Source organism: Pseudomonas quebecensis, assembly GCF_026410085.1.
Classification (GTDB): domain Bacteria; phylum Pseudomonadota; class Gammaproteobacteria; order Pseudomonadales; family Pseudomonadaceae; genus Aquipseudomonas; species Aquipseudomonas quebecensis.
On the sequence record NZ_CP112866.1, the window covers coordinates 3,055,119 to 3,075,763 of the forward strand.

Genomic DNA, 20,645 nt, shown 5'->3' on the forward strand with positions numbered 1-20,645 from the left:
CGGGTAGCGCGCGGGTGCTCAGCGGCGTATTTTGAGGCGTTCCCACAACGACAAGAGGCATCGCCATGCCCGTCAGCCGCGCCGCTCTGTTCGAACACCGCCCTGCCGAGCGCGAAGTAATCCTGCCCGAGCCCGACCACTGCTTTCGCTGGTTCGAACACGACTATCCCTATGACCTGGCACGCTGGAACCACCATCCCGAGTTTGAGATCCACCTGATCCGCCAGGGCAGCGGCAAGCTGGTGGCGGGCGACTACATTGGCGCGTTCAGCGCCGGGCACGTCGCACTGATCGGCCCCGACCTGCCCCACGACTGGATCGGCGACCTCGCCCCCGGCGAGTACCTGGCCGGCCGTGACGTGGTGCTGCAATTCGACGGCGCCGCCCTGCTCGCTCTGCGCAATACCCTGCCGGAACTCGGCGACGTGCAGCGCTTGTTCGAACAGGCGCGGCGCGGCCTGGCTTTCAGCGGCGACACCGCCGTGCGGGCCGCGAGCCTGCTGGAAGACATCGGCCGCGCCCAGGGCCTGCAGCGGCTGATCCTGTTCCTGCAGCTGCTCGACACCCTCAAGAACGCCCCGCCCTCGCAGGCCCAGGCCCTGGCCAGCCCGTGCTACGCCCCCACCCTGGATGCGCGCAGTGCCGAGCCCATCAACAAGGCGTTCGACTACCTGATGCGCGAACTGACCGGCGATGTGCGCCTGTCGGAGATCGCCCGCCAGCTGGACATGAGCGAGCCGGGGTTTTCACGTTTCTTCAAGCGCAACACCGGCCATGGGTTTATCGACTTGATGCGCAAATTCCGGGTGCAGCGCGCTTGCCGCTTGCTGCTGCACAGCCAGATGTCGGTGGCGGATATCTGCTTTGAAGTGGGCTACGCCAACCTGTCGAATTTCAACCGACACTTTCGCATCGAGATGCAGCAGACGCCGAGCGAATATCGACGCGAGACGGCGATTCACCTGTTCAACCGCAGCAGAAAATGACACCCAGCCAATGTTGATCAATGGGTCGACTATTGGCTGAATTTTCCAGCCATTTCAGTCCTGTAAACGAAGTTGGTACATCCTGTGCAAACGTTTGCGATACGAACTTGCCAGCCAAGCTCCTCGCTGCCCGAGCAATCGGGTTTAAACCGCGTAAGAACAGGGATTTTCAATGCAACCCACCTCCAGGCTCCCCGCCCCCTTTGCTGTTTCCGTGCTACTGGCCGCCGTTACGGGACTACTCAGCGCACCCATTTTGGCGCAGACCACGCCATCCGATGACTCAGCACAGGGCGAAACCCTCGCCCCCGAAGCCAGCCCGCCGAAGAAAGGCGCGTACCTGTCGGAGTGGTTCAACCAGGACCTGACGCTGATCGGCAGCAAAGACATCAGTTTCGGCCCCAAGCCACAGGACGATGTCTACCTGGAATACGAGTATTTCGGTCGCAAGGGCCCGTTCGAGCTGTACGGCTATATCGATGTGCCGAAGATCCTCACCATCGGTAACAGCAATGACAAAGGCGTGTGGGACCATGGCTCGCCGGTGTTCATGGAGCATGAACCGCGCATTTCCATCGACTACCTGGCCGGACGCAGCCTGGCCATCGGGCCATTCAAGGAATGGTACGTGGCGTTCGACTGGATCTACGATCACGGCAGCAACAAGGAAAACCGCGCCAATACGCTGTACAGCGGCCTGGGCACCGACATCGAGACCCACTCGCGGGTCAACCTGTCGGCCAACTTCTATGGACGCTACCAGTGGGAAAACTACGGGGCGAGCAACGAGTATTCCTGGGATGGCTACCGTGCACAGATGAAGTACATCGTGCCTATCGGCAAGTTCGACAACGGTGCCTCGCTGACCTACATCGGCTTCACCAACTACGATTTTGGCTCGGACCTGCACAAGGACAACCCGGCGCGTACCGCCAACGCCCTGGTCGCGACCAACGTGCTGCTGTATTCGTTCACGCACCTGCGCTTCACTCTGGTTGGCCGTTACTTTCACAACGGCGGCAACTGGGAAGACGGCAGCGAGTTGAATTTCGGCGAAGGCAACTTCCGCGCGCGCTCCGACGGCTGGGGTTACTACGCCGGCGTGGGCTACCAATTCTGATCAAGGAGCAACAGATGAACGCATTCAACCGTCTTTCGATTGCCATCGGCCTCGCCCTGCTGCCCCACGTGGCGCTGGCACAGGCGCCGATCAAGCCCAAGGTAATGCTGGTCACCATGTTCGCCCCCGAGGCGCAAACCTGGATAGACCGCCTGGCGCTCAAGCAGGAAGTGCGCGTGCCGGGCCTGTCCGCCGAGTACCCGGTAATCCGCTGCAACACCCAGGACGTGTGCCTGCTGGTCACCGGTATGGGCCAGACTAATGCCGCCGCATCCACCCTGGCCCTGGCGCTGTCACCGCAGTTCGATCTGCGCCAGAGCTACTTTCTGGTCGCGGGCATCGCCGGTATCAGCCCCAAGCACGGCACCCTCGGCACCGCTGCGTGGGCTCACTATCTGGTGGAGTTCGGCACGCAGTGGGAGTTGGATTCGCGGGATGCGCCCAAGCAATGGCCGACCGGTTACCTGGGCATCAACACCAAGGGGCCCAACGAGAAACCGCCGCTGGACTACAAAACCGAGGTGTTCGAGCTCAACCCCAAATTGCAGGCCAAGGCCTTCGCTTTGTCGCACCAGGTCGAACTCAGCGAAAGCAAGGAGTCGGCCGCCTGGCGCAAACACTACCCCGCCGCGCCCGCTAACCAGCCGCCGCGGGTCACTCGCTGTGACACGCTGGCCGGCAATACCTGGTTCTCCGGCACGCGGCTGAGCGAGCGCGCCGAGGTGTGGACCAAGCTGCTGACCGACAATAAAGGCGAGTACTGCACCACTCAACAGGAAGACAATTCCACCTACGAAGCCCTGCTGCGCGCCAGCCGCGAAGGTCTGGTGGATATCCAGCGCCTGGCGGTGGTGCGCGCCGGCTCGGACTTCGACCGTCCTTACCCTGGCTACAGCGAAGTGGATAACCTGCTCAAGTACGCCGATCAGGGCGGCTTCGTACCGGCGCTGGAGAACCTGTATCGCACGGGCAACCCGTTGGTGCAGGCGATCCTGAATAACTGGTCGGCGTGGGAGAACGGGGTGCCGGACGCCTGAGACCATGAGGCTTGCGACGGGGCGCTTGCCGTGCTGAGCAGGCGCCCCTCTGCACCTATCAGGGCACCAGAATGATTTTATCCGCGCTGCCCTGGTTCACCGTTTCATAACACCCGACCCCTTCGGCCAGCGCCACCTCGCGCAGGCCAGTCGGCAGCGGCAGCGAACCTTCGTCGAAGAAACACCCGAACTGCTCCAGCATCGCCGCGCATTGTTCGCAGTCATAGAGCAATGAGTTGATGCCCACCACCGAGCCGCCTTTGCGATACAGCGCCAGGGCCGGCAATTGCACGTGGCCGTCCACCGGTGCGGCGATGATCGCGATGCGCCCGAACGCCGCCAGCCCCGCCACGGCCGCCGGCAACCAGAAGCCGGTGGTGTCGAAGATCACATCCGCACCGCCGGCGAACACCTCATGCACCTGCGCGCCCAGCGTTTCAGGCTGGCCCAGGGCAATCGCGGCGAAACCCTCGGCCTGTAACGACTCGACCTGCTCAGCGCGGCGTACCGCCGCCAGCACCTGGGCACCGCGGATTTTCGCGAGGGCCAGGGCCGCGCTGCCCACCGCGCCATTGGCACCGATCACCAGCAACCGCGTGCCGCTGCCCACACCGCTGCGCTCCAGGGCATCCCATGCAGTGGTGTACGGCACCCCGAGGCTGGCCGCCTGGGCAAAGCTCAATTGCGCGGGTTTGCGCGCCACGCCCTTGGCCGAGACGGTCAGGTACTGCGCATGGGAGCCGTCGGCGAAGAAGCCCAGGTCCCGACCGGTGCCCCACACTTCCTGGCCGAGCAGTGCCTGGGGGCCCTGCACCACCACGCCGGCAAAGTCGCGGCCGGGGATACGCGGCAACGTGGTGTAGGGGAAACGCCCGAGCACGTTCTTGACGTCGCTGGGGTTAAGGCCGGCGGCTTTGATCTGCACCAGCACTTCACCCAAGGCCGGAACCGGCGTGGGGACATCAACCAGGCGCAGCGCGGCGAGGTCGCCGGTGGTGGAAAATTGCAATGCGTTCATGCGTGCTCTCCCGCAGAAAAAAAGGGTTCAGGACAGCCAGCCGCTGACCAGTTGCCGGCCCATGGGCCAGAGTTTTTCGCCGAGCAGCATGCCCATCAGGCCCACCAGGGCGATGGCCGGCGGTGCGGGCGAGCGAAAATCCAGGGCGCCGTAGAGCACGCCGACCAGCAGGCCGATGGCCAGGGAAATCAGATAATCCATGGGGGTTACGCCGTGTCAGTTGAGAGCGCCAGTCTAGGCAGCGCGCCGCGCCGACATCGGCCAAGAGCTTCAGGATATCGGCCAACCCTTCAACCCACGTACTGCGACGGTGCTACCCCCAGCTCGCGGCGGAACATGTCGCTGAAACTGCTCGGCGAATAACCCAGTGCGCGGGCAATTCCACTGACCGACTGGCCCTGGATCAGCGCCGCCACCGCCGTGGCCAATTGCACCTGGCGCCGCCATTCGGCGAAACCCATGCCCAGGTGACTCTGGAACAGCCGCGCCAGGGTGCGCACGCTGGCACCGGCCGCTTCGGCATGCTGCTCGAACGGGATCGCCAGGGACGGCGCCGCCATCACCGCCTGACACGCGTTCATCAGCCGGCGGTCGGCGCCCACCGGCATGGCGATGCGGATCGACGAGCGGCGCGCACGGTGCAACTCCAGCAGGGCCAGGCCGACCACCGCGTCGTAGTAGGCGCCATCGCCGCTGTCGCCCTGCTCCACCAGCGTGACGATCAGCTCGCGCAGCAGCCCACCGACATCGATCACCTGCACCTCGGCATCCAGCGTGGCCGCCAGTGCCGGGCGCAGGTAGATGTTGCGCATCTGCAAATCCGACACCACGCGAATCCCGTGTTCCACCCCCGGCGGCAGCCAGACCGCGCGCTGGGGCGGTACCACCAGGGCCTCGCGCGGGGTTTCAACCCACATCACGCCGCTCATGGCGTAGAGCAACTGGCCCCATTCATGGCAATGGGGCTCGATGTAAAGCCCGCGCGGATACGTGCGCGCCAGGGGCTGCACGGGGACGGCGGGATCGGTCAGGTCGGGGGGCGCTGCCAGGGCCATGGGCGGTCGTCTTGGGTGGATGAGCGGCCATGGTAATGAGCACCGCTCGACAATCCGAGTGAATTTTCAGCGCCGCCGGGGATCACTTGCTTATACCACCAGGGACGATGGCCCCATGACTAACGCAAAACTGTTTGTAATCGACTACACCCTTCATGGCGAAGCCAAGTCATTCATTATTCGTCTGGAAAAACTCGACACTCTGGAAGCCTGGCATTGGGCCAGTTGCGACGCGGGCGTCGGCCGTATTGGGCGCTTCGCACGCGAGCAGGTGAAAAAGACCAGCCCGGCCCAGGCCGAAAAGTACGGCATCCAGAACGTGCAATGGCGCCGCTCGGACGCACGCGCGCAGGCATGAAAGAGGAGAAAACAGCATGGCTTTACCCGAACACGTCACTGGCAAGGCACACATCGACTATACCCAGAACACCTTGTTCGGGCCGTTGGCCAAGCAGGCCGAATGTCAGGTGAGCCTGGAGCACACGTCCGAGCGGCTGGTGCTCAAGGTGTTCCAACCGCTGCCGGAAGATTTGCAGGATGCACAGACCGTAGTGTTTGCGCTGCAAGGCCGACGTACCAGTGCGGTCGTCAGAGACAGCCGGCGCCTGGCCGACCAGAGCCTGCAACTGCAGCTTGAAGCGCAGTAACCCGTACTGAAGAAGCGTGTGGCGGGCCGGCCGGCCCGCCACAACGCCCGCGCTTGCCCTACCTCAGCTTTTAGCCGACTTGGCGCACTCGCATCCCGTGGCCGAAGCACACGGTTCGCCATGAGCGTGGTGCTCGGCACAGCCCGGGCAGCAATAACCCTTACCGTCCTTCATTACCGCATCGACGCCCAGTACACATTTGCAGTGCGGGCAGGCACAGGTTTGATCTGGCATGGTCAGACTCCTCGTTCATGGTCGTCAAGGTGCGGCGAGCGCCGGCACCTTTAGCACTGACTGCGAGCCTGCGCCGATCGTTCAAACCTTCAGTCGCTGCGCGTATTGCTGCGGTACATGAATACCAGCGCGAGGGCCAGGCACACCATGGCCACCAGGCGACTGCCCGACAATTCGATGGCCGGGTTGCCCAACCAGCCGAAATTATCGATCAGCATACCCATGCCCAACTGCCCGACGATCACCGCCACGGTGGCCACCGCCGTGCCGACCACCGGCACCGCGCCCACCATCACCATCATGTACACCACCCCGAACAACGCCCCGGTCAGTTGCCATTTGGGCACGTCCAGCAGGCTTACGGCCTGGGCCGGCTCAAAGAAGAAAATCAACAGCGCGGTGGTCAATGCACCGACCGCGAAGGTCAACAGGCTGCTGCGCAGCACGCCGACTGTCTGCCCCAGGCGGCCATTGATCGCCGCCTGCACGCTGAGAACCGCGCCGGCGGCAATCACCACTATCAGTAAAAAAATCAGATTCATCGCCTTACCCTCGTGCAATCAGAACAAGTGCCGCCACAATCAACGCCAGCGCGATCCAGCGCTCGCCATTAACCCGCTTGCGCGCCGTGCCGAACCAGCCGAAATGGTCAATCAGCACGCTCTTGCCCACTTGCCCGGACAGGATCGCGATCATCGTCATCGCAATGCCGATGTGCGGCGTGGCAAGGGTCAGCACCACCACATACATCGGCCCCAGGAACCCGCCGATCAACTGCCAGCGCGGCAAATCGGTGAGCGCCGGACCCTTTTGCGGACCGCTGAATAACAGCAACAGGAACAGAATCGCCGAACCTACGCCGAAAATGCTCAAGGTCGCCCACAAATGCCCCACCTGAACCCCCAGCGGCCCAAGCAGACCGGCTTCCACCGATAAGCCCATGCCGGCCAGGATCACCAGCGGCAACAGCAGCAAGCGCAACAGATTTCTTTTCGGCCTGGCCTGCGCCACGCCCTCAATGGAACTTGCCTGCATACATCACCTGCGTTTCAACGTTGGAAGAATGGCGCGCATTATCCGGTAGCTGTGCTGTGCGATAAATGGCAGCATGCGGACAACACCTTTGCGCAATGCGCACAGCACGGAGCCGTAATGCAGGGTTTGAATGAATTGAGTTTCAAGGCGTTGCGCCTGTTTGTGGCGGTGCTGGACTACGGCAGCTTTTCCGAAGTAGCGCGCCGCGAAGGTTTGGCGCCCTCTTCGATTTCGCGCCAGGTTCAATTGATGGAGCACGCCCTCAGGCAACAGTTGCTGTATCGCCACACTCGCGCGGTCAGCCCCACCGAGGCCGGGCGCCTGCTCGGACGGCACGCGCGCCTGCTGCTGGAGCAATTGGAAGCCGCTGGCCAGGCCCTGCAGGAGCAGGACAGTGAACCCAGCGGCCTGGTGCGCATTAACGCGCCGATGGTGTTCGGCCAGCGCCACTTGTCACCGTGGCTGGGCGAGTTATGTCGGCGTTACCCGAAGCTGCAACTGGATATCCAGCAAACCGACACCTACGTCGACCCATTACAGGACGGCACCGACCTGCTGTTTCGCATCGGCGTGCTCAACGATTCCAGCATGCAGGCGCGCATTTTCGCGCCGCAACGCTTTCGCATCGCCGCCAGCCCCGCTTATCTGGCCCGACATGGCACACCCCGTCACCCGGACGAACTGGCCGCACACCAGTGCCTGGCCTATAAAGGCGTCACCGGCCAGCAACGCTGGTTCTTCCGCCGCGCCCAGGGCGATTGGACGCCCTACAGTGTCAAAGGCCCCATCACCGGCAACCACGCCGACACCCTGACCCACGCCGCCGAACAAGGCCTGGGGCTGGTGGTGTTTCCCTCCTGGCTGATTGGCGACAGCCTGCGCGCCGGCACCTTGCAGGCGGTGCTGACCGACTACGACGTAGCGACCACACTGGAGCCCCAGCAGATCGCGGCGTTGTGGCCGGGCAGCCGGCGTTTGTCGCTGAAGGTGCGTACGGTGATCGATTACTTTGTGGAGTGTTTTGGCACCGTGCCGTATTGGGATCGCTGACTCAAAACAACCACTGTCCAATCAACCACGCGTTGGCGCCACTGATCAGGGCAAACAGCATCCACGCCAGCAAACGCGTCGGCAGCCGGTTCACAAACGGCCCCATCAGTTGTTTATCACCGGTCATACGAATCAACGGATACAGCGCAAACGGCAATTGCAGGCTGAGCACCACCTGGCTGAGCACCAGCAGCTTGCCGATCGCCTCATCGCCCATCAGCCACACGCCGACAAACGCCGGGATCAGCGCCAGCCCGCGAGTGATCAGGCGACGTTGCCAGCAGGGAATCCGCAGGTTGAGGTAGCCCTCCATGATCACCTGCCCGGCGATGGTGCCGGTAAAGGTTGAACTTTGGCCCGACGCCAGCAGGGCGATGCCAAACAGAACGCTGGCGAAGGCGCCGCCCACCAGAGGGTCAAGCAGGTGATAGGCATCCTGGATTTCCACCACATCGGTATGGCCGGTCTGGTGAAACGCAGCGGCAGCCAGTACCAGAATCGCGGCGTTCACCAGCAGGGCCAGGGCCAGGGAGCCGATGGTGTCGATGCGCGCCAGTTTCACCGCGTCCTGTTTGCTGGCGAGGTCCTTACCGATCAGGCGGGTTTGCACCACGGAACTGTGCAGATAGAGGTTATGGGGCATCACTGTGGCGCCCAGGATGCCGATGGCCAAGTACAGCGGCGCCGCATCGCTGATGGCCGACAGTGACGGCGCAAAGCCGCTGAACACCTCGGGCCAATGGGGCTTGATCAGCACCAGCTCGACAAAGAAACACACACCAATGGTCGCCACCAACGCCAGCATGATCGCTTCCAGGCGACGGAAACCACGGTTTTGCAGGGCCAGGACCAGTAAGGTGTCGAACGCGGTGATCACAATGCCGGTGGTCAGCGACACCCCCAGCAGCAAATGAAACGCCAGGGCGCAGCCCAGCACTTCGGCGAGGTCGGTGGCGATGATGGAAATTTCCGCCAGCACCCACTGGGTGCGCGCCGAGCGTCGGCTGTAGCGTTCGCGGCACAGTTGTGCAAGATCCTTGCCGGTGGCGATGCCCAACCGCGAACACAGGCACTGCACCGCCATGCCCGCCAGGCTGGCCAGCAACACCACGAACAACAGGCTGTAGCCGTAACGCGAACCGGCTTCGATGGCCGTGGCCCAGTTGCCCGGGTCCATATAGCCGATGGAAATCAACAGGCCGGGACCGGCGAACATCAGGGCGCGCTTGAAGAACGAGGCCTTGGGGTCAACGATGACGGAGCCGGCCACTTCCGGCGGGCAGAACGGGGCGGTAGCGATTTTTGGCAGGCTGAATTTCACGCGATATCCCAGGCAAACACACTCGACAGGCACGCAGCTTATCAGTCGGATGCAACCGTGCGCATCACCGTCTCCCGTGGCAGGTCAAAGGCTTCCACCACCTGCACCACCAAGTCCATTTCCTGGTTCAGCGCCTCACGCTCCATGCGTTGGCGAATCGCGCCGATCACCAGCACCGCCAGGGTGGTGACTGAATACGCCGGGCCGGAAAACGCCCGCACTCCGGTCACCAGCAACATCGCGGCAGCCAACGCCTGGCCCACCACCGGGATCGCCGAGGCGGCGCCGCGGCGCAGGATAAAACCGGTCAACCCGGCCAGCGCAGTGCCGCTCAACGCTGCGGTGGCCGAACGCCCCTTGTCGAAACGACGGAAGACGCCCTGCTCTTTCTGCGCGGCCACCTGGAGTTCCGCATCGAACACCAGCCGGTCGGCGTTGCTGAGTTTGCCCTTGTACTGCTCGATCAGTTTTTCCGCGATCAGAGCCTCAAGGTCTGCCAACGCCAGGTTTTCGAGCGGCGCGTCAAATGTGAGGCCCAATCGCCGCGCCACATCTTCGGCGATCTGCCGGTAGGTGACGCCGTGACCACGGGCGAGGTTCATCAAGCTGTCACCGCCCATGCGTTGCAACGCGATGGTCAGCTTGAGCGGTTCACGCACGGTGGCATCGATCGAGGCACTGCGTTTTTGCGCCATCAGCTCGGCCAGAAACTTCAATTCCTCCGGCCGCGCCTGCACCAGGGCCGCAAACAGATCCACGTCCTCCTCGGCAAACCGCACCTCGCTGCTGCGCTGGTCGGCGCGGATCATGCCGCGCCGCTCGTGCAGCAGGTCGGTGTACTGCACCACCGTCTGCAATTGCGGCCAATAGGCCGCGTGATCGAAGGTGGCCAGGTGCACATTACAGACCTTGGCCTTGAGCGCCGGCGTGACCGGGATCGGATAGCGGCCGATGCATCGCTCGGTGTCCGGTTTTATCGCCAGGGCCCAGTCCTTGCTGGAATGACAGTTGATCACCCGGCCACTCAGCAGGCCCGACACCTCTTCCCACGGGCTCGACGTGCAGATCGCCCCGCCCATCAGCAGCAGGTTGTCCAGCGGCAATTGGCGGGCGGTGCCGGGGTTGGCCAGCAGGCTCTTGACCAGAATCCGTGCGCCCAGGGAATGGCCGATCAGGTTGATACGTCGCACCGGCAGCGACTCCTGCCGCAGGTAGCGGGTCAATTCGGGCAGCAAGGTTTTGGCCACTTCATCGACCCGCGCTTCGACACTTTTGTAGTGGTCGAGGAAATAGGCGATTGCCTTACCCACCCCAACCGTCGCCGCGCCCAGGCTGCCGCCGCCGAGCATGGCCGCGATCACGTCCTTGAATGGCGCGAACAGGTTTTCCAGAAAATGCCCCGCCGGCCAGAACAGCATCAGGTTGGTCGAGCCTTCGATACCGGCCAACTGCTGCTTGAAATTGCCCAATTGCTGCCGGTTGAAGAATGCCGAATACCCATGCACGTAGAGATTGAGCACCTCGCCCTGGGGTTCGCCGCACAGCAGAAACGTGGGCTTGCGGGTGCGGTGCATATCATCCCACTGGTGCTGCATGGGCAAGGACTCCGGGTAACGAGGGACGCCGATAGTAACAAACTGTGAGCGACGGCAAGGTGAATCCTGACCGGCGTGGCAGTCTCCAGGTAAAGGCATAATGCTCGGCCTCAACGCATAAGCCCGAGACAGGCGGGCGATGGCAAAACGCTCAACCGGCGAAGTTATCGATTTTCACCTGCCCATCGGGGAAGATCGCGACCTGCCACGCAGCAAAAACACAATTCTCATCCTGTAAAAAGCGCTCTAATACCCGCCTGTTGATTGGCTTTGAAGATTTTGGAGTTCGCAATGCCCCATGAAGGCAACCTGTTACAAGCGGCCGTGGTGTTTCTGCTGGCGGCCGTGCTCACCGTGCCCCTGGCCAAGCGCCTGCAGTTGGGCGCGGTGTTGGGCTATCTGTTCGCCGGGGTGATCATCGGCCCGTCGGTGCTGGGCCTGATCGGCAATCCGCAAAGCGTGGCGCAGTTTTCGGAACTGGGGGTGGTGCTGCTGCTGTTTATCATCGGTCTGGAACTGTCGCCCAAGCGGTTATGGGTGATGCGCAAGGCGGTGTTCGGCGTAGGCCTGGCTCAGGTACTGTTGACCGGCCTGGTGATGGGCGTGGTGGCACTGTGGCTATTTGGCCAGCCGTGGAACAGCGCAATCGTGCTGGGCCTGGGCCTGGCGCTGTCGTCCACGGCGTTCGGCCTGCAGAGCCTGGCCGAACGCAAGGAGCTGAACCAGCCCCACGGTCGTCTGGCTTTCGCGATCCTGCTGTTCCAGGACATCGCCGCGATCCCTCTGATCGCCATGGTGCCGCTGCTGGCCGGCAGCGATCACCCCACTACCGAAGCTCAGGGCCTGCAGCATGTGTTGCAGATCCTGGGCAGCATCGCCGTGGTAATCATCGGCGGACGCTATCTGCTGCGGCCGGTGTTTCGCATCGTCGCCAAGACCGGCTTGCGCGAAGTGTCCACCGCCACCGCGCTGCTGGTGGTGATCGGCACCGCGTGGCTGATGGAGCTGGCGGGCGTGTCGATGGCCCTCGGCGCGTTCCTCGCCGGCCTGCTGCTGGCGGACTCGGAATACCGCCACGAACTGGAAGCGCAGATCGAACCGTTCAAGGGCCTGCTGCTGGGGCTGTTCTTTATCAGCGTGGGCATGGGCGCCAACCTCGGCCTGCTGCTCAGTTCGCCGTTGATCGTGATCGGGCTGACCCTGCTGTTGATCGGTCTGAAATTGCCGCTGCTTTACGCAGTCGGTCGGCTGGTGGGCGATCTCAATCGCGAAAGCGCCCTGCGCCTGGGCGTAGTGCTGGCGGCCGGCGGTGAGTTCGCGTTCGTGGTGTTCAAGATCGGCCGCGACCAAGGCCTGTTCGAGCCGCACCTCTACGATGTGCTGGTGCTGACCATCACCTTGTCCATGGCCGTCACGCCGCTCTTGTTACTGGTGTGCCCGAAGCTGTTCAGGCCCAAGATCAAACCGGTGGAAGTGCCCGAAGAGTACCGGGCCATCGAAAGCGACGCGCCGCGCGTGGTGATCGCCGGCATGGGCCGCATGGGCCAGATCGTGGCCCGTATTCTGCGTGCGCAGAACATCTCCTTTATTGCCCTCGATACTTCGGTGGAAACCATCGAGCTGACCCGCAGCTTCGGCGGCATGCCGGTGTTTTACGGCGACCCGCAGCGCCCGGAAATCCTGCACGCGGCCAAGGTGGATCAGGCCGAATTCTTCGTGATCGCCATGGATGACCCGGAGATCAACATCAAGACCGCCGAGCTGGTACGCAACCTCTACCCGCACATGAAGATCATCGCCCGCGCCCGAAACCGTCAGCACGTCCATCGCCTGGTGGACCTGGACGCCTCGCCGGTGCGCGAGACCTTCTACTCCAGCCTGGAAATGAGCCGCCGCGCCCTGGTCGGCCTGGGGCTCAGCCAGGCTCAGGCCGATGCACGCATCACGCGCTTCAAGAACCACGACCAGCAAGTGCTCGCCGCCCAACACGCGGTGTACGACGACGCCGCCAAAGTGATGCAGACCGCCCAGGAAGCTCGGGCGGAGCTGGCGCGGTTGTTTGAGATGGACCGACTTGAGGAAGAGTCCGACAAGGTGTGAGGTAAGGGATGAACGATATTGCGAAATTTCTGACAGAATACGGCGCAATTTCGTTTATCCCTGGAGCGCTTCATGGCCACCTTCACCAAGACCGCCATCCTGCTGGCCCTTGCGCTTACCGCCGGCAGCGTATTCGCCGCCGCCAAGCCGACCACGCAAACCATCACCACCCTGGGCGGCAAATTCAACTTCATGCTGCCCAAGGCTTACGTCGCCGACACCCTGCCGGTCGACAAGGCCCAGGACGGCACCGGTGTCACCCAAGGCACGATGTACGCCAACCAGACCAGCAAAAGTGTGGTGATCGTCGCCGAAACCGTGCGCAACGATGGCATCGACGTCCAGGACAACGACGCGCAGTTCCTTGATGGCGCCGTGGCCGGTTTCGTCAAGGATCAGAGCGCCGCCCTGCCCGATTTCAAGAAACTGAGCGAGAAAAAACTCACCTTCAAGGGCCTCGGCCTGCGCCAGGTCGACAGCACCGCCACCCAGGGCGGCGGCAAGACGCTTAACTCCACGTTCCTTGGCGGTTCAGGCAATCACTTGCTGGTGATCCAGGCCATCTCGCGGGCGGACGATGTCAAGGGTCACGCGGCGCTGGTCAAGCAGATTACCGGCGGCAAATAACCCGACTCGCTAGTTGTGCAGAAGATGAGTATCGACCCATCGGGGGCAAGCCCCCTCCCACATTTCCGGTCTACCGTGGGAGTGGGCTTGCCCCCGATGGCGGTGTGAATTGCGCCCCAAAAGTTGGATCAGGCATTACTTCAGGCTGTCTTCCAACCAAACCTTAATGTCCTGCACTTCTGCTTCGCTGATGGTATGCGGCATCCCCGGATAGCCATGAAACGTCGGTTCAAGCCCCAACCCGCTCAACACCTCGTTCGCCCGCGTCGCCGATGCGTACGGCAGCGCCTGATCCAGGGTGCCGTGGCCGATAAAGATCGCCAGCTGATTCAAGCGCGGATCCGGTTTCAGCTCGGCCTTGAGCGCCGGCAAAACACTGCCGCTCAACGCCGCGATGCCCCGTACGAGTTGCGGGTCACGCAACGCTACTTCGTACGTCATGATCGCGCCCTGGCTGAACCCGACCAGGAACACCCGGTCACTGCGGGTGTGGTATTTGGTGGTGGCTTGGCTCACAAAGTCTTTGATCAACCCGGCACTGCGCTGCAGGTCGGCGGGCTCGCCGTCGTATTCGCCATCCCCCGGGGTCTTGGTGAACCAGCGGTAACCGCTGGGCGCCACCGGCATCGGGGCGCGTGCGGACAGGTAGGTCCAGGTCGACGGCAGCGCGTCCTTGATGCCGAACAAGTCTTGCTCGTCGCTGCCGAACCCATGCAGGAAGATCACCAGCGGCTGGTTACGCGACTCGCTCCGGGCCTGCTCCAGGTAGGCCAGCGGCAAATCAGTGTGCAACGCAGTGTCGGCATGCGCGGCACCCGCCACCAGTGTCAGCGTCAGAGCGAACCATTTGAACATCAGGCGTTACCTCAGGGTTTGCGCAGCAAATAAGTATCCATGATCCAGCCATTGGCCTGGCGCGCCGCCTTGCGTACGCGCTGGATATCGTCCGCGACTTCGGCGACCTTGCCGCTGATCAGTATTTCATCCGGCGTGCCCAAATAAGCGCCCCAGTAGATCTCCAGGTCTTGATCGGCCACGCTGCGGTAGGAATCTTCAGCATCCAGCATCACCACCAGGGTATCGGCGTCGCTGGCCTGCCCTGCCGCCAGACGGCGCCCGGTGGTGATCTCGACAGACTTGCCGATGCGATTCAACGCGACCTTATGCTGGGCCGCCAGGGCCTGCACGCTGGTGATGCCGGGGATCACTTCGAATTCAAACACGCAACGGCCACTGGCCAGGATCGCCTGCAGGATGCGAATGGTGCTGTCGTACAACGCCGGGTCGCCCCAGGCCAGGAACGCACCGACTTCGCCGTCAGCCATTTCCTCGTTGATCATGCGTTCGAAGGTGGCTTGCTTGTCGCGGTTGAGGTCTTGCACGGCGGTGGTGTAGTCGATATCGCCGCGCACGCGCTCGGGGCAATCGGCCTCGACAAAGCGGTAGCCGGGCTTGGTGATGTAGGTCTGGCAGATCTCGCGGCGCAGGTCGATCAACTTGTCTTTGCTTTGGCCCTTATCCATCAGGAAAAACACGTCGGTGCGGTTCAGCGCCTTCACGGCCTGCATCGTGATGTAGTCAGGGTTGCCGGCGCCAATGCCGATGATCAGGATGCGTTTCATGGGGTGCTCTCAGTGCGGGGCGTGGATTTTGCCATGTTCACCCACTCAAGCGTGAGTTTCCAGGCGCAGGCGCCACACCTGGTTGAAGCGCAACTCGACGGCGGACAGCGGCTCCACGTCTATGCGGTAGAACATCGCCGCCGGAAACTGCATGACGCACAGCATCGCCGCACGGATCACAAAAGGATGAGTGATCGCCACGCTATGGCCCGGCTGGCACTCAAGAGACTTCAGACACAACGCGACACGGGCGCAGAGCTGATCGACCGACTCGCCACCGTGGGGCGAACTGGCGCTGTCGGCACGCCAGCGGTCCAGCGCGGCAGGGTCGAGTGTGCGGATATCGCGCCCCCGCCATTGGCCCAGGTCAATGTCGCGCAGCGCCTCGTCGATCTCGGCATGGGCGCCGAACAACCGCGCCGTTTGCCGGGTCCGCGCCTCCGGCCCGCTCAGCAGCCGCGCGCCTGGCTTGTAACGAGCGGCCAGTGACAGCGCGGCGCCCTGCCAGTCCATCGCTACCGATTCGTCATCGGCAAAACGCCCCTGCTTTTGCAGGGGCGTGACGGCATGGCAGATCAGGGTCAAACGGGTGGCCCGCATCGCAGGTCGCTCCAACGCAGCAGTCGAGGCCCGCAAGCCTGGCGCAGTTGGCGCAACGATGCAACGCCTGACAAAGCCACCCTCACACCGCCCGGCGTCAGGCCGCGTGGCTTTCTTTCTTCAAGCTGTCCATATCGATCACGAAGCGGTACTTCACGTCGCCCTTGAGCATGCGCTCGTAGGCTTCATTGATGCCCTGGATGTCGATCATTTCCACGTCCGAGACGATCCCGTGTCTGGCGCAGAAGTCCAGCATATCCTGGGTCTCCTGGATGCCGCCGATCAGCGAACCGGCCAGGCTGCGGCGCTTGAAGATCAGGTTGAATACCGTGGGCGATGGGTGCGGGCTGTCGGGGGCGCCGACCAGGGTCATGGTGCCGTCGCGCTTGAGCAGGTTGAGAAACGCATCCAGGTCGTGGGGCGCGGCGACCGTGTTGAGGATGAAATCCAGGCTGTTGGCAACCTTGGCCATTTCATCCGGGTTCTTCGACACCACGACCTGGTCGGCGCCCAGGCGCAGGCCGTCTTCGCGCTTGTTGGGCGAGGTGGTGAACAAGGTCACATGGGCGCCCATGGCATGGGCGATTTTCACCGCCATATGGCCCAGGCCGCCAAGGCCGACTACGCCGACTTTCTTGCCCGGCCCGACCTTCCAGTGATGCAGCGGCGAATAGGTGGTGATGCCGGCGCACAGCAGCGGCGCCACCGCGGCCAGGTTGCTGTCATCGTGGGAGATGCGCAGCACGAACTTCTCCTTGACTACGATGTTGTCCGAGTACCCGCCGTAGGTGTTTTCACCGCCGAACACCGGGCCGTTGTAGGTGCCGGTAAAGCCGTTCTCGCAGTACTGCTCTTCGCCTTCGGCACATGACGCGCAGTGCTGGCAACTGTCGACCATGCAACCGACGCCGGCCAGGTCGCCGACCTTGAATTTCTTCACATTGGCGCCCACCGCCGTTACGCGGCCGACGATTTCGTGCCCCGGCACCGATGGATAAAGGGTGTTGTTCCACTCGTTGCGCGCGGTATGCAAATCGGAGTGGCAGACGCCGCAATAGAGAATGTCGATTTGTACGTCATCCGCCCCTGGGGTGCGGCGCTCGAAGGTAAAGGGCTTGAGCGAGTCCTTGGAGTCCCGAGCGGCGTAGCTGTAAGTCTTGGCCATTTCGTTCACCTGTGTGATCTGACGTTGAGGTCAGTGGACCAGCATAGACGCTGAAACGTTCAACCGAGCACGCCCGTACAATTCCCCTCGCGCCACGCCGCCTAACCTCACGACTTTCGATCATCTGGAACACGGAGAGCAGGCATGGTTAACAGAGCAATCAGGGTAAGCCTGGCAGTGACGCTGCTGGCCGGCGCGGTGATGGGCACTGCAGTCGCGGCGACACCGAGCGTAGCGGTGGCCCCGCAGTACGACACCAGCCACGTGTATGTCGCTCCGGCGGATGTCGACCGGTTTGCCCAGAGTTTCCTCGCTACCTTTGGCGGCAAAAGTACACCCCAGGTGGTGGTCAACGTGTTGCCGGTGCCGAGCAGCACCACCTCGCAATTGCTGCAGACGCCGGCCGGCACCGTGTCGCTGTTCGGCTTTACCACGCCGATCCCGCACCCGTTCGGCCAGGAACGTAACGGCTATCTGGTCAAGGATATGGACGTGGCGCTCAAGGCCGCCCGCGAAAATGGCGCGGCGGTGATCGTCAGCGACTTCCCCGACCCCATCGGGCGCGATGCGGTGGTGCAATGGCCGGGCGGCGTGAACATGCAGCTCTACTGGCACACCAAGACCCCGGACTACGCCGCGTTCCAGACCGTGCCGGAAAACCGCGTGTACCTGTCAGCCGACCGCGCCGATGCGTTTATCAAAGCCTTCCTGGGGTTTTCCCACGGCAAAATCCTGGCCGACAACCAACAGGCACCCGGCGTGGACGTAGGGCAAGGCAATGGCACCTACCGTCGCGTGGACATCGAGTCTTCGTTCGGCCGCATGGCCGTGCTGGTCACCAACGGTCAACTGCCCTACCCCTTCGGCCATGAAACCACCGGTTACCAGGTCGCCGACCTGAACGCCACCCTGGGCAAGGCCACCGGCTCAGGGGCCAAAGTGCTGGTGCCGACGTTCGACAGCAAGGGCCGTCGCAGTGCATTGGTTGAATTCCCCGGCGGTTACGTCGCCGAGATCCACCAACTCAACGCGGCCCAATGATTCGTTGCACAGGCTGGAGCCTGGCCGTGCTGTGGCCGCTGCTCGTAGGCGGCGTCCACGCCGACGAGCAGCCGACGCGCCCGTCCATCAAGGCCAATCGCTGGCAGGAAGACTGGTCGGTACTCAAGGACCCGGCGCTGCGCACGCAGCCGCTGGACAACCTCAAGTACCTGCCGTTGTCCAGCGCCAACCCGTTCACCTATCTGTCGTTGGGAGCGACCTTGCGCGAGCGCTTCGAAATGAACGACGCCAGTGGCTTCGGTGTGAAGAACGTGGACCGTGATCGTTACCTGATCCAGCGCTTGCAGGTCCACGCCGACCTGCACCTGAACGAGCACTGGCGGGTGTTCACCCAGCTTGAGGACGTGCGCGCCTACGACAAGACCACGGTCGGCGGCGCCGACCAGAACCGTGTCGATCTGCGTCTGGCGTTCGCCGAGTACGTCAACACCTTCGACAGCGGCACGCTCAAGGCCCGCGCGGGGCGCCAGGATTTCGCCTTCGACCTGCAGCGCTTTATCTCATCGCGCGACGGGCCGAATGTGCGTCAGTCATTCGATGCGTTGTGGGCCGACTGGGAGACGTCTGACTGGCGCTTTATCGGGATCGCCAGCCAACCGGTGCAGTATCAGGACGGCCGGCATTTCGACGACAAGTCCAACAGTGACGCGCGCTTCCATATGCTGAGGGTCGAGCGCCTGGTGGGCGGCAAGAACGAGTTGTCGGCCTACTACGGCGTGTATGAACGCAGCGCCGCGCACTATCTGGATGCAGACGGCGACGAGGCCCGCCACCTGTTCGACGCACGTCTGGGCGGCGCGGCCATGGGTTTTGACTGGGACATCGAAGCGATGCTGCAAAGCGGCTCGGTGGGCAGCAAGGACATTCGCGCCTGGGCCGGCGGCAGTCGCACCGGCTACACCTTCGACAGCCTGGCCTGGAAACCGCGCATCGGCCTGCAACTGGACATCGCCTCGGGCGACCGCAAAACCGGGGACGGCACAGTCGGCACGTTCAATCCGCTGTTCCCCAACGGCTACTACTTTTCCCTGGCCGGCTATACGGGCTACAGCAACCTGATTCACGTCAAACCGTCGATCACCGTCAAGCCCATCGACAAGCTCAGCGTGCAGACCGCCGTCGGTCTGCTGTGGCGCCAGACCACCAGCGACGCGGTGTACACGCAACCGAATCTGCCGGTCGCCGGCACCGCAGGCCAGGGTGAACGCTGGACCGGTGCCTATGGTCAGCTACGTACCGACTATGTGTTTACACCGAACCTCACCGGCGCCGTTGAAGCAGTGCATTACGCCGTGGGCCGTACCTTGCGCGATGCCGGCGGCGATGACAGCAATTACCTGGGGGTGGAACTCAAGTTCAGCTGGTGAACCCAGGCAAGCACACCCGTACAAGCCCCAGGCCCGGTTTCGGGCAATAGTGAGGCGGGTTTTTCAGTCCCTCAATCAAGGAGTTTTCAATGAGCACATTCGTTGCCAAAGACGGTACCCAGATCTACTTCAAGGATTGGGGCAGCGGCAAGCCCGTGCTGTTCAGCCACGGCTGGCCGCTGGACGCCGACATGTGGGAATACCAGATGGAGTACCTCAGCAGCCGCGGCTTTCGCACCATCGCCTTCGACCGTCGCGGGTTTGGCCGTTCGGACCAGCCGTGGACCGGCAACGACTACGACACCTTTGCCGACGACATCGCGCAGTTGATCGAGCACCTGGACCTCAAGGACGTGACCCTGGTGGGTTTCTCCATGGGTGGCGGAGACGTCGCGCGCTACATCGCACGCCACGGCAGCGCACGGGTGGCCGGCCTGGTGTTGCTGGGCGCCGTGACGCCGATCTTCGGCCAGCAATCCGATTACCCGCAGGGCGTACCGCTCGACGTGTTCGCTGGTTTCAAAGCCGAACTGCTCAAGGATCGCGCGCAATTCATCAGCGATTTCAATACGCCGTTCTATGGCCTCAACAAGGGCCAGAACGTATCCGCAGGCGTGCAGACCCAGACCTTGCAAATCGCCCTGCTGGCCTCCCTCAAGGCAACGGTCGACTGCGTCACCGCGTTCTCCGAAACCGACTTCCGCCCGGACATGGCCAAGATCGATGTACCGACCCTGGTGATCCACGGCGACGGCGACCAGATCGTGCCGTTCGAAACCACCGGCAAGGTGGCGGCCGAGATGATCAAGGGCGCTGAACTGAAGGTGTACAAGGATGCACCTCACGGCTTCGCGGCCACCCACACCCAGCAGTTGAACGAAGACCTGCTGGCCTTCCTGAATCGCTGAAACACCCGCACCTGATGATCACTTGCACGTTCTGCGTGCAAGCGATCATCACCCGTGCATCACCCTCTCCTTATTTTGGCCGGGCTTGCCCGGCCG

General features: G+C 62.9%; 23 protein-coding genes. 11 read left to right on the plus strand and 12 right to left on the minus strand.

The window, feature by feature from the left end:
* Window positions 1–65 precede the first annotated feature (65 nt).
* From OSC50_RS14115 to OSC50_RS14125, 3 genes are all read left to right on the plus strand, one after another.
* On the plus strand, window positions 66–986 hold the full coding sequence (locus OSC50_RS14115) for an AraC family transcriptional regulator (protein WP_266248909.1): 921 nt from the start codon (window positions 66–68) through the stop codon (window positions 984–986).
* A 172-nt stretch (window positions 987–1,158) separates the two neighbouring features.
* Window positions 1,159–2,106 (plus strand): nucleoside-specific channel-forming protein Tsx, encoded by a 948-nt coding sequence (locus OSC50_RS14120; RefSeq protein WP_266248908.1) that lies wholly within the window; start codon window positions 1,159–1,161, stop codon window positions 2,104–2,106.
* Between the two features lie 14 nt (window positions 2,107–2,120).
* Window positions 2,121–3,143 (plus strand): purine-nucleoside phosphorylase, encoded by a 1,023-nt coding sequence (locus OSC50_RS14125; protein WP_181077037.1) that lies wholly within the window; start codon window positions 2,121–2,123, stop codon window positions 3,141–3,143.
* A gap of 58 nt (window positions 3,144–3,201) precedes the next feature.
* Here the strand turns inward: OSC50_RS14125 and OSC50_RS14130 are convergent, their stop codons facing one another.
* From OSC50_RS14130 to OSC50_RS14140, 3 genes are all read right to left on the minus strand, one after another.
* Window positions 3,202–4,161 (minus strand): quinone oxidoreductase family protein, encoded by a 960-nt coding sequence (locus OSC50_RS14130; RefSeq protein ID WP_266248907.1) that lies wholly within the window; start codon window positions 4,159–4,161, stop codon window positions 3,202–3,204.
* Window positions 4,162–4,188: 27 nt separating this feature from the next.
* On the minus strand, window positions 4,189–4,362 hold the full coding sequence (locus OSC50_RS14135) for a DUF1427 family protein (protein WP_181077033.1): 174 nt from the start codon (window positions 4,360–4,362) through the stop codon (window positions 4,189–4,191).
* Between the two features lie 89 nt (window positions 4,363–4,451).
* Entirely contained in the window at window positions 4,452–5,216 is a 765-nt protein-coding gene (locus OSC50_RS14140; RefSeq protein ID WP_266248905.1) for an AraC family transcriptional regulator, read from the minus strand.
* Between the two features lie 115 nt (window positions 5,217–5,331).
* Between OSC50_RS14140 and OSC50_RS14145 the strand changes: the two genes are divergently transcribed.
* The gene (locus OSC50_RS14145; RefSeq protein ID WP_181077030.1) at window positions 5,332–5,574 is read left to right on the plus strand and encodes a DUF6555 family protein; all 243 of its coding nucleotides are present in this window, start codon (window positions 5,332–5,334) and stop codon (window positions 5,572–5,574) included.
* Window positions 5,575–5,590: 16 nt separating this feature from the next.
* Window positions 5,591–5,863 carry a hypothetical protein gene (locus tag OSC50_RS14150; protein ID WP_253506742.1) on the plus strand — a complete coding sequence of 91 codons (273 nt, stop codon included), beginning with the start codon at window positions 5,591–5,593 and terminating at the stop codon, window positions 5,861–5,863.
* A 63-nt stretch (window positions 5,864–5,926) separates the two neighbouring features.
* Here OSC50_RS14150 and OSC50_RS14155 read toward each other — a convergent pair whose 3' ends face one another.
* From OSC50_RS14155 to OSC50_RS14165, 3 genes are all read right to left on the minus strand, one after another.
* A complete protein-coding gene (locus OSC50_RS14155; RefSeq protein WP_181077026.1) occupies window positions 5,927–6,097 on the minus strand; it encodes a metallothionein in 171 nt (56 codons plus the stop codon).
* An 89-nt stretch (window positions 6,098–6,186) separates the two neighbouring features.
* On the minus strand, window positions 6,187–6,639 hold the full coding sequence (locus OSC50_RS14160; RefSeq protein WP_181077024.1) for a DMT family transporter: 453 nt from the start codon (window positions 6,637–6,639) through the stop codon (window positions 6,187–6,189).
* A 4-nt stretch (window positions 6,640–6,643) separates the two neighbouring features.
* Entirely contained in the window at window positions 6,644–7,132 is a 489-nt protein-coding gene (locus OSC50_RS14165; RefSeq protein ID WP_181077022.1) for a DMT family transporter, read from the minus strand.
* 117 nt (window positions 7,133–7,249) lie between these two features.
* Between OSC50_RS14165 and OSC50_RS14170 the strand changes: the two genes are divergently transcribed.
* Window positions 7,250–8,182 (plus strand): LysR family transcriptional regulator, encoded by a 933-nt coding sequence (locus OSC50_RS14170; RefSeq protein WP_266248901.1) that lies wholly within the window; start codon window positions 7,250–7,252, stop codon window positions 8,180–8,182.
* A 1-nt stretch (window position 8,183) separates the two neighbouring features.
* Here OSC50_RS14170 and OSC50_RS14175 read toward each other — a convergent pair whose 3' ends face one another.
* Both OSC50_RS14175 and OSC50_RS14180 read right to left on the minus strand, forming a co-directional pair.
* Window positions 8,184–9,503 carry an Nramp family divalent metal transporter gene (locus OSC50_RS14175; protein ID WP_181077018.1) on the minus strand — a complete coding sequence of 440 codons (1,320 nt, stop codon included), beginning with the start codon at window positions 9,501–9,503 and terminating at the stop codon, window positions 8,184–8,186.
* A 41-nt stretch (window positions 9,504–9,544) separates the two neighbouring features.
* Window positions 9,545–11,098, minus strand: a complete 1,554-nt coding sequence (locus tag OSC50_RS14180) for a DUF726 domain-containing protein (protein WP_266248899.1) — start codon at window positions 11,096–11,098, stop codon at window positions 9,545–9,547.
* 291 nt (window positions 11,099–11,389) lie between these two features.
* Here OSC50_RS14180 and OSC50_RS14185 point away from each other — a divergent pair, with 291 nt between their 5' ends.
* Both OSC50_RS14185 and OSC50_RS14190 read left to right on the plus strand, forming a co-directional pair.
* Window positions 11,390–13,198 (plus strand): monovalent cation:proton antiporter-2 (CPA2) family protein, encoded by a 1,809-nt coding sequence (locus tag OSC50_RS14185; RefSeq protein ID WP_266248897.1) that lies wholly within the window; start codon window positions 11,390–11,392, stop codon window positions 13,196–13,198.
* Between the two features lie 72 nt (window positions 13,199–13,270).
* Window positions 13,271–13,825: a DcrB/PsbP domain-containing protein gene (locus OSC50_RS14190; protein ID WP_266248895.1), complete on the plus strand. Its 555-nt coding sequence runs from the start codon at window positions 13,271–13,273 to the stop codon at window positions 13,823–13,825.
* 135 nt (window positions 13,826–13,960) lie between these two features.
* Here the strand turns inward: OSC50_RS14190 and OSC50_RS14195 are convergent, their stop codons facing one another.
* The 4 genes from OSC50_RS14195 to OSC50_RS14210 form a co-directional block, all read right to left on the minus strand.
* Window positions 13,961–14,680, minus strand: a complete 720-nt coding sequence (locus OSC50_RS14195; RefSeq protein ID WP_181077010.1) for an alpha/beta hydrolase — start codon at window positions 14,678–14,680, stop codon at window positions 13,961–13,963.
* Window positions 14,681–14,691: 11 nt separating this feature from the next.
* The gene (gene cobF / locus OSC50_RS14200) at window positions 14,692–15,447 is read right to left on the minus strand and encodes a precorrin-6A synthase (deacetylating) (RefSeq protein ID WP_253506724.1); all 756 of its coding nucleotides are present in this window, start codon (window positions 15,445–15,447) and stop codon (window positions 14,692–14,694) included.
* Between the two features lie 45 nt (window positions 15,448–15,492).
* Window positions 15,493–16,047, minus strand: a complete 555-nt coding sequence (locus tag OSC50_RS14205; protein ID WP_266248892.1) for a histidine phosphatase family protein — start codon at window positions 16,045–16,047, stop codon at window positions 15,493–15,495.
* Window positions 16,048–16,144: 97 nt separating this feature from the next.
* Window positions 16,145–17,212: an NAD(P)-dependent alcohol dehydrogenase gene (locus OSC50_RS14210; protein ID WP_181077004.1), complete on the minus strand. Its 1,068-nt coding sequence runs from the start codon at window positions 17,210–17,212 to the stop codon at window positions 16,145–16,147.
* A 144-nt stretch (window positions 17,213–17,356) separates the two neighbouring features.
* Here OSC50_RS14210 and OSC50_RS14215 point away from each other — a divergent pair, with 144 nt between their 5' ends.
* The 3 genes from OSC50_RS14215 (at window position 17,357) to OSC50_RS14225 (ending at window position 20,549) form a co-directional block, all read left to right on the plus strand.
* Window positions 17,357–18,253: a VOC family protein gene (locus OSC50_RS14215; protein ID WP_181077002.1), complete on the plus strand. Its 897-nt coding sequence runs from the start codon at window positions 17,357–17,359 to the stop codon at window positions 18,251–18,253.
* Window positions 18,250–19,641, plus strand: coding sequence for an alginate export family protein (locus OSC50_RS14220; protein ID WP_266248890.1), 1,392 nt, complete (start codon window positions 18,250–18,252; stop codon window positions 19,639–19,641). The genes OSC50_RS14215 and OSC50_RS14220 overlap by 4 nt, the downstream gene beginning before the upstream one ends.
* Window positions 19,642–19,730: 89 nt before the next feature.
* Window positions 19,731–20,549: an alpha/beta fold hydrolase gene (locus tag OSC50_RS14225; RefSeq protein ID WP_253506717.1), complete on the plus strand. Its 819-nt coding sequence runs from the start codon at window positions 19,731–19,733 to the stop codon at window positions 20,547–20,549.
* Window positions 20,550–20,645 lie beyond the last annotated feature (96 nt).

What these genes read in the sequence shown, in the direction of transcription:
- OSC50_RS14165 (WP_181077022.1), bottom strand. Translation starts at nt 7,132, where the DNA reads ATGCAGGCAAGTTCCATTGAGGGCGTGGCGCAGGCCAGGCCGAAAAGA.
- cobF (WP_253506724.1), bottom strand. Translation starts at nt 15,447, where the DNA reads ATGAAACGCATCCTGATCATCGGCATTGGCGCCGGCAACCCTGACTAC.
- OSC50_RS14215 (WP_181077002.1), top strand. Translation starts at nt 17,357, where the DNA reads ATGGTTAACAGAGCAATCAGGGTAAGCCTGGCAGTGACGCTGCTGGCC.
- OSC50_RS14140 (WP_266248905.1), bottom strand. Translation starts at nt 5,216, where the DNA reads ATGGCCCTGGCAGCGCCCCCCGACCTGACCGATCCCGCCGTCCCCGTG.
- OSC50_RS14150 (WP_253506742.1), top strand. Translation starts at nt 5,591, where the DNA reads ATGGCTTTACCCGAACACGTCACTGGCAAGGCACACATCGACTATACC.
- OSC50_RS14180 (WP_266248899.1), bottom strand. Translation starts at nt 11,098, where the DNA reads ATGCAGCACCAGTGGGATGATATGCACCGCACCCGCAAGCCCACGTTT.
- OSC50_RS14135 (WP_181077033.1), bottom strand. Translation starts at nt 4,362, where the DNA reads ATGGATTATCTGATTTCCCTGGCCATCGGCCTGCTGGTCGGCGTGCTC.
- OSC50_RS14130 (WP_266248907.1), bottom strand. Translation starts at nt 4,161, where the DNA reads ATGAACGCATTGCAATTTTCCACCACCGGCGACCTCGCCGCGCTGCGC.
- OSC50_RS14195 (WP_181077010.1), bottom strand. Translation starts at nt 14,680, where the DNA reads ATGTTCAAATGGTTCGCTCTGACGCTGACACTGGTGGCGGGTGCCGCG.
- OSC50_RS14160 (WP_181077024.1), bottom strand. Translation starts at nt 6,639, where the DNA reads ATGAATCTGATTTTTTTACTGATAGTGGTGATTGCCGCCGGCGCGGTT.
- OSC50_RS14185 (WP_266248897.1), top strand. Translation starts at nt 11,390, where the DNA reads ATGCCCCATGAAGGCAACCTGTTACAAGCGGCCGTGGTGTTTCTGCTG.
- OSC50_RS14115 (WP_266248909.1), top strand. Translation starts at nt 66, where the DNA reads ATGCCCGTCAGCCGCGCCGCTCTGTTCGAACACCGCCCTGCCGAGCGC.
- OSC50_RS14155 (WP_181077026.1), bottom strand. Translation starts at nt 6,097, where the DNA reads ATGCCAGATCAAACCTGTGCCTGCCCGCACTGCAAATGTGTACTGGGC.
- OSC50_RS14170 (WP_266248901.1), top strand. Translation starts at nt 7,250, where the DNA reads ATGCAGGGTTTGAATGAATTGAGTTTCAAGGCGTTGCGCCTGTTTGTG.
- OSC50_RS14220 (WP_266248890.1), top strand. Translation starts at nt 18,250, where the DNA reads ATGATTCGTTGCACAGGCTGGAGCCTGGCCGTGCTGTGGCCGCTGCTC.
- OSC50_RS14205 (WP_266248892.1), bottom strand. Translation starts at nt 16,047, where the DNA reads ATGCGGGCCACCCGTTTGACCCTGATCTGCCATGCCGTCACGCCCCTG.
- OSC50_RS14120 (WP_266248908.1), top strand. Translation starts at nt 1,159, where the DNA reads ATGCAACCCACCTCCAGGCTCCCCGCCCCCTTTGCTGTTTCCGTGCTA.
- OSC50_RS14190 (WP_266248895.1), top strand. Translation starts at nt 13,271, where the DNA reads ATGGCCACCTTCACCAAGACCGCCATCCTGCTGGCCCTTGCGCTTACC.
- OSC50_RS14210 (WP_181077004.1), bottom strand. Translation starts at nt 17,212, where the DNA reads ATGGCCAAGACTTACAGCTACGCCGCTCGGGACTCCAAGGACTCGCTC.
- OSC50_RS14145 (WP_181077030.1), top strand. Translation starts at nt 5,332, where the DNA reads ATGACTAACGCAAAACTGTTTGTAATCGACTACACCCTTCATGGCGAA.
- OSC50_RS14125 (WP_181077037.1), top strand. Translation starts at nt 2,121, where the DNA reads ATGAACGCATTCAACCGTCTTTCGATTGCCATCGGCCTCGCCCTGCTG.
- OSC50_RS14225 (WP_253506717.1), top strand. Translation starts at nt 19,731, where the DNA reads ATGAGCACATTCGTTGCCAAAGACGGTACCCAGATCTACTTCAAGGAT.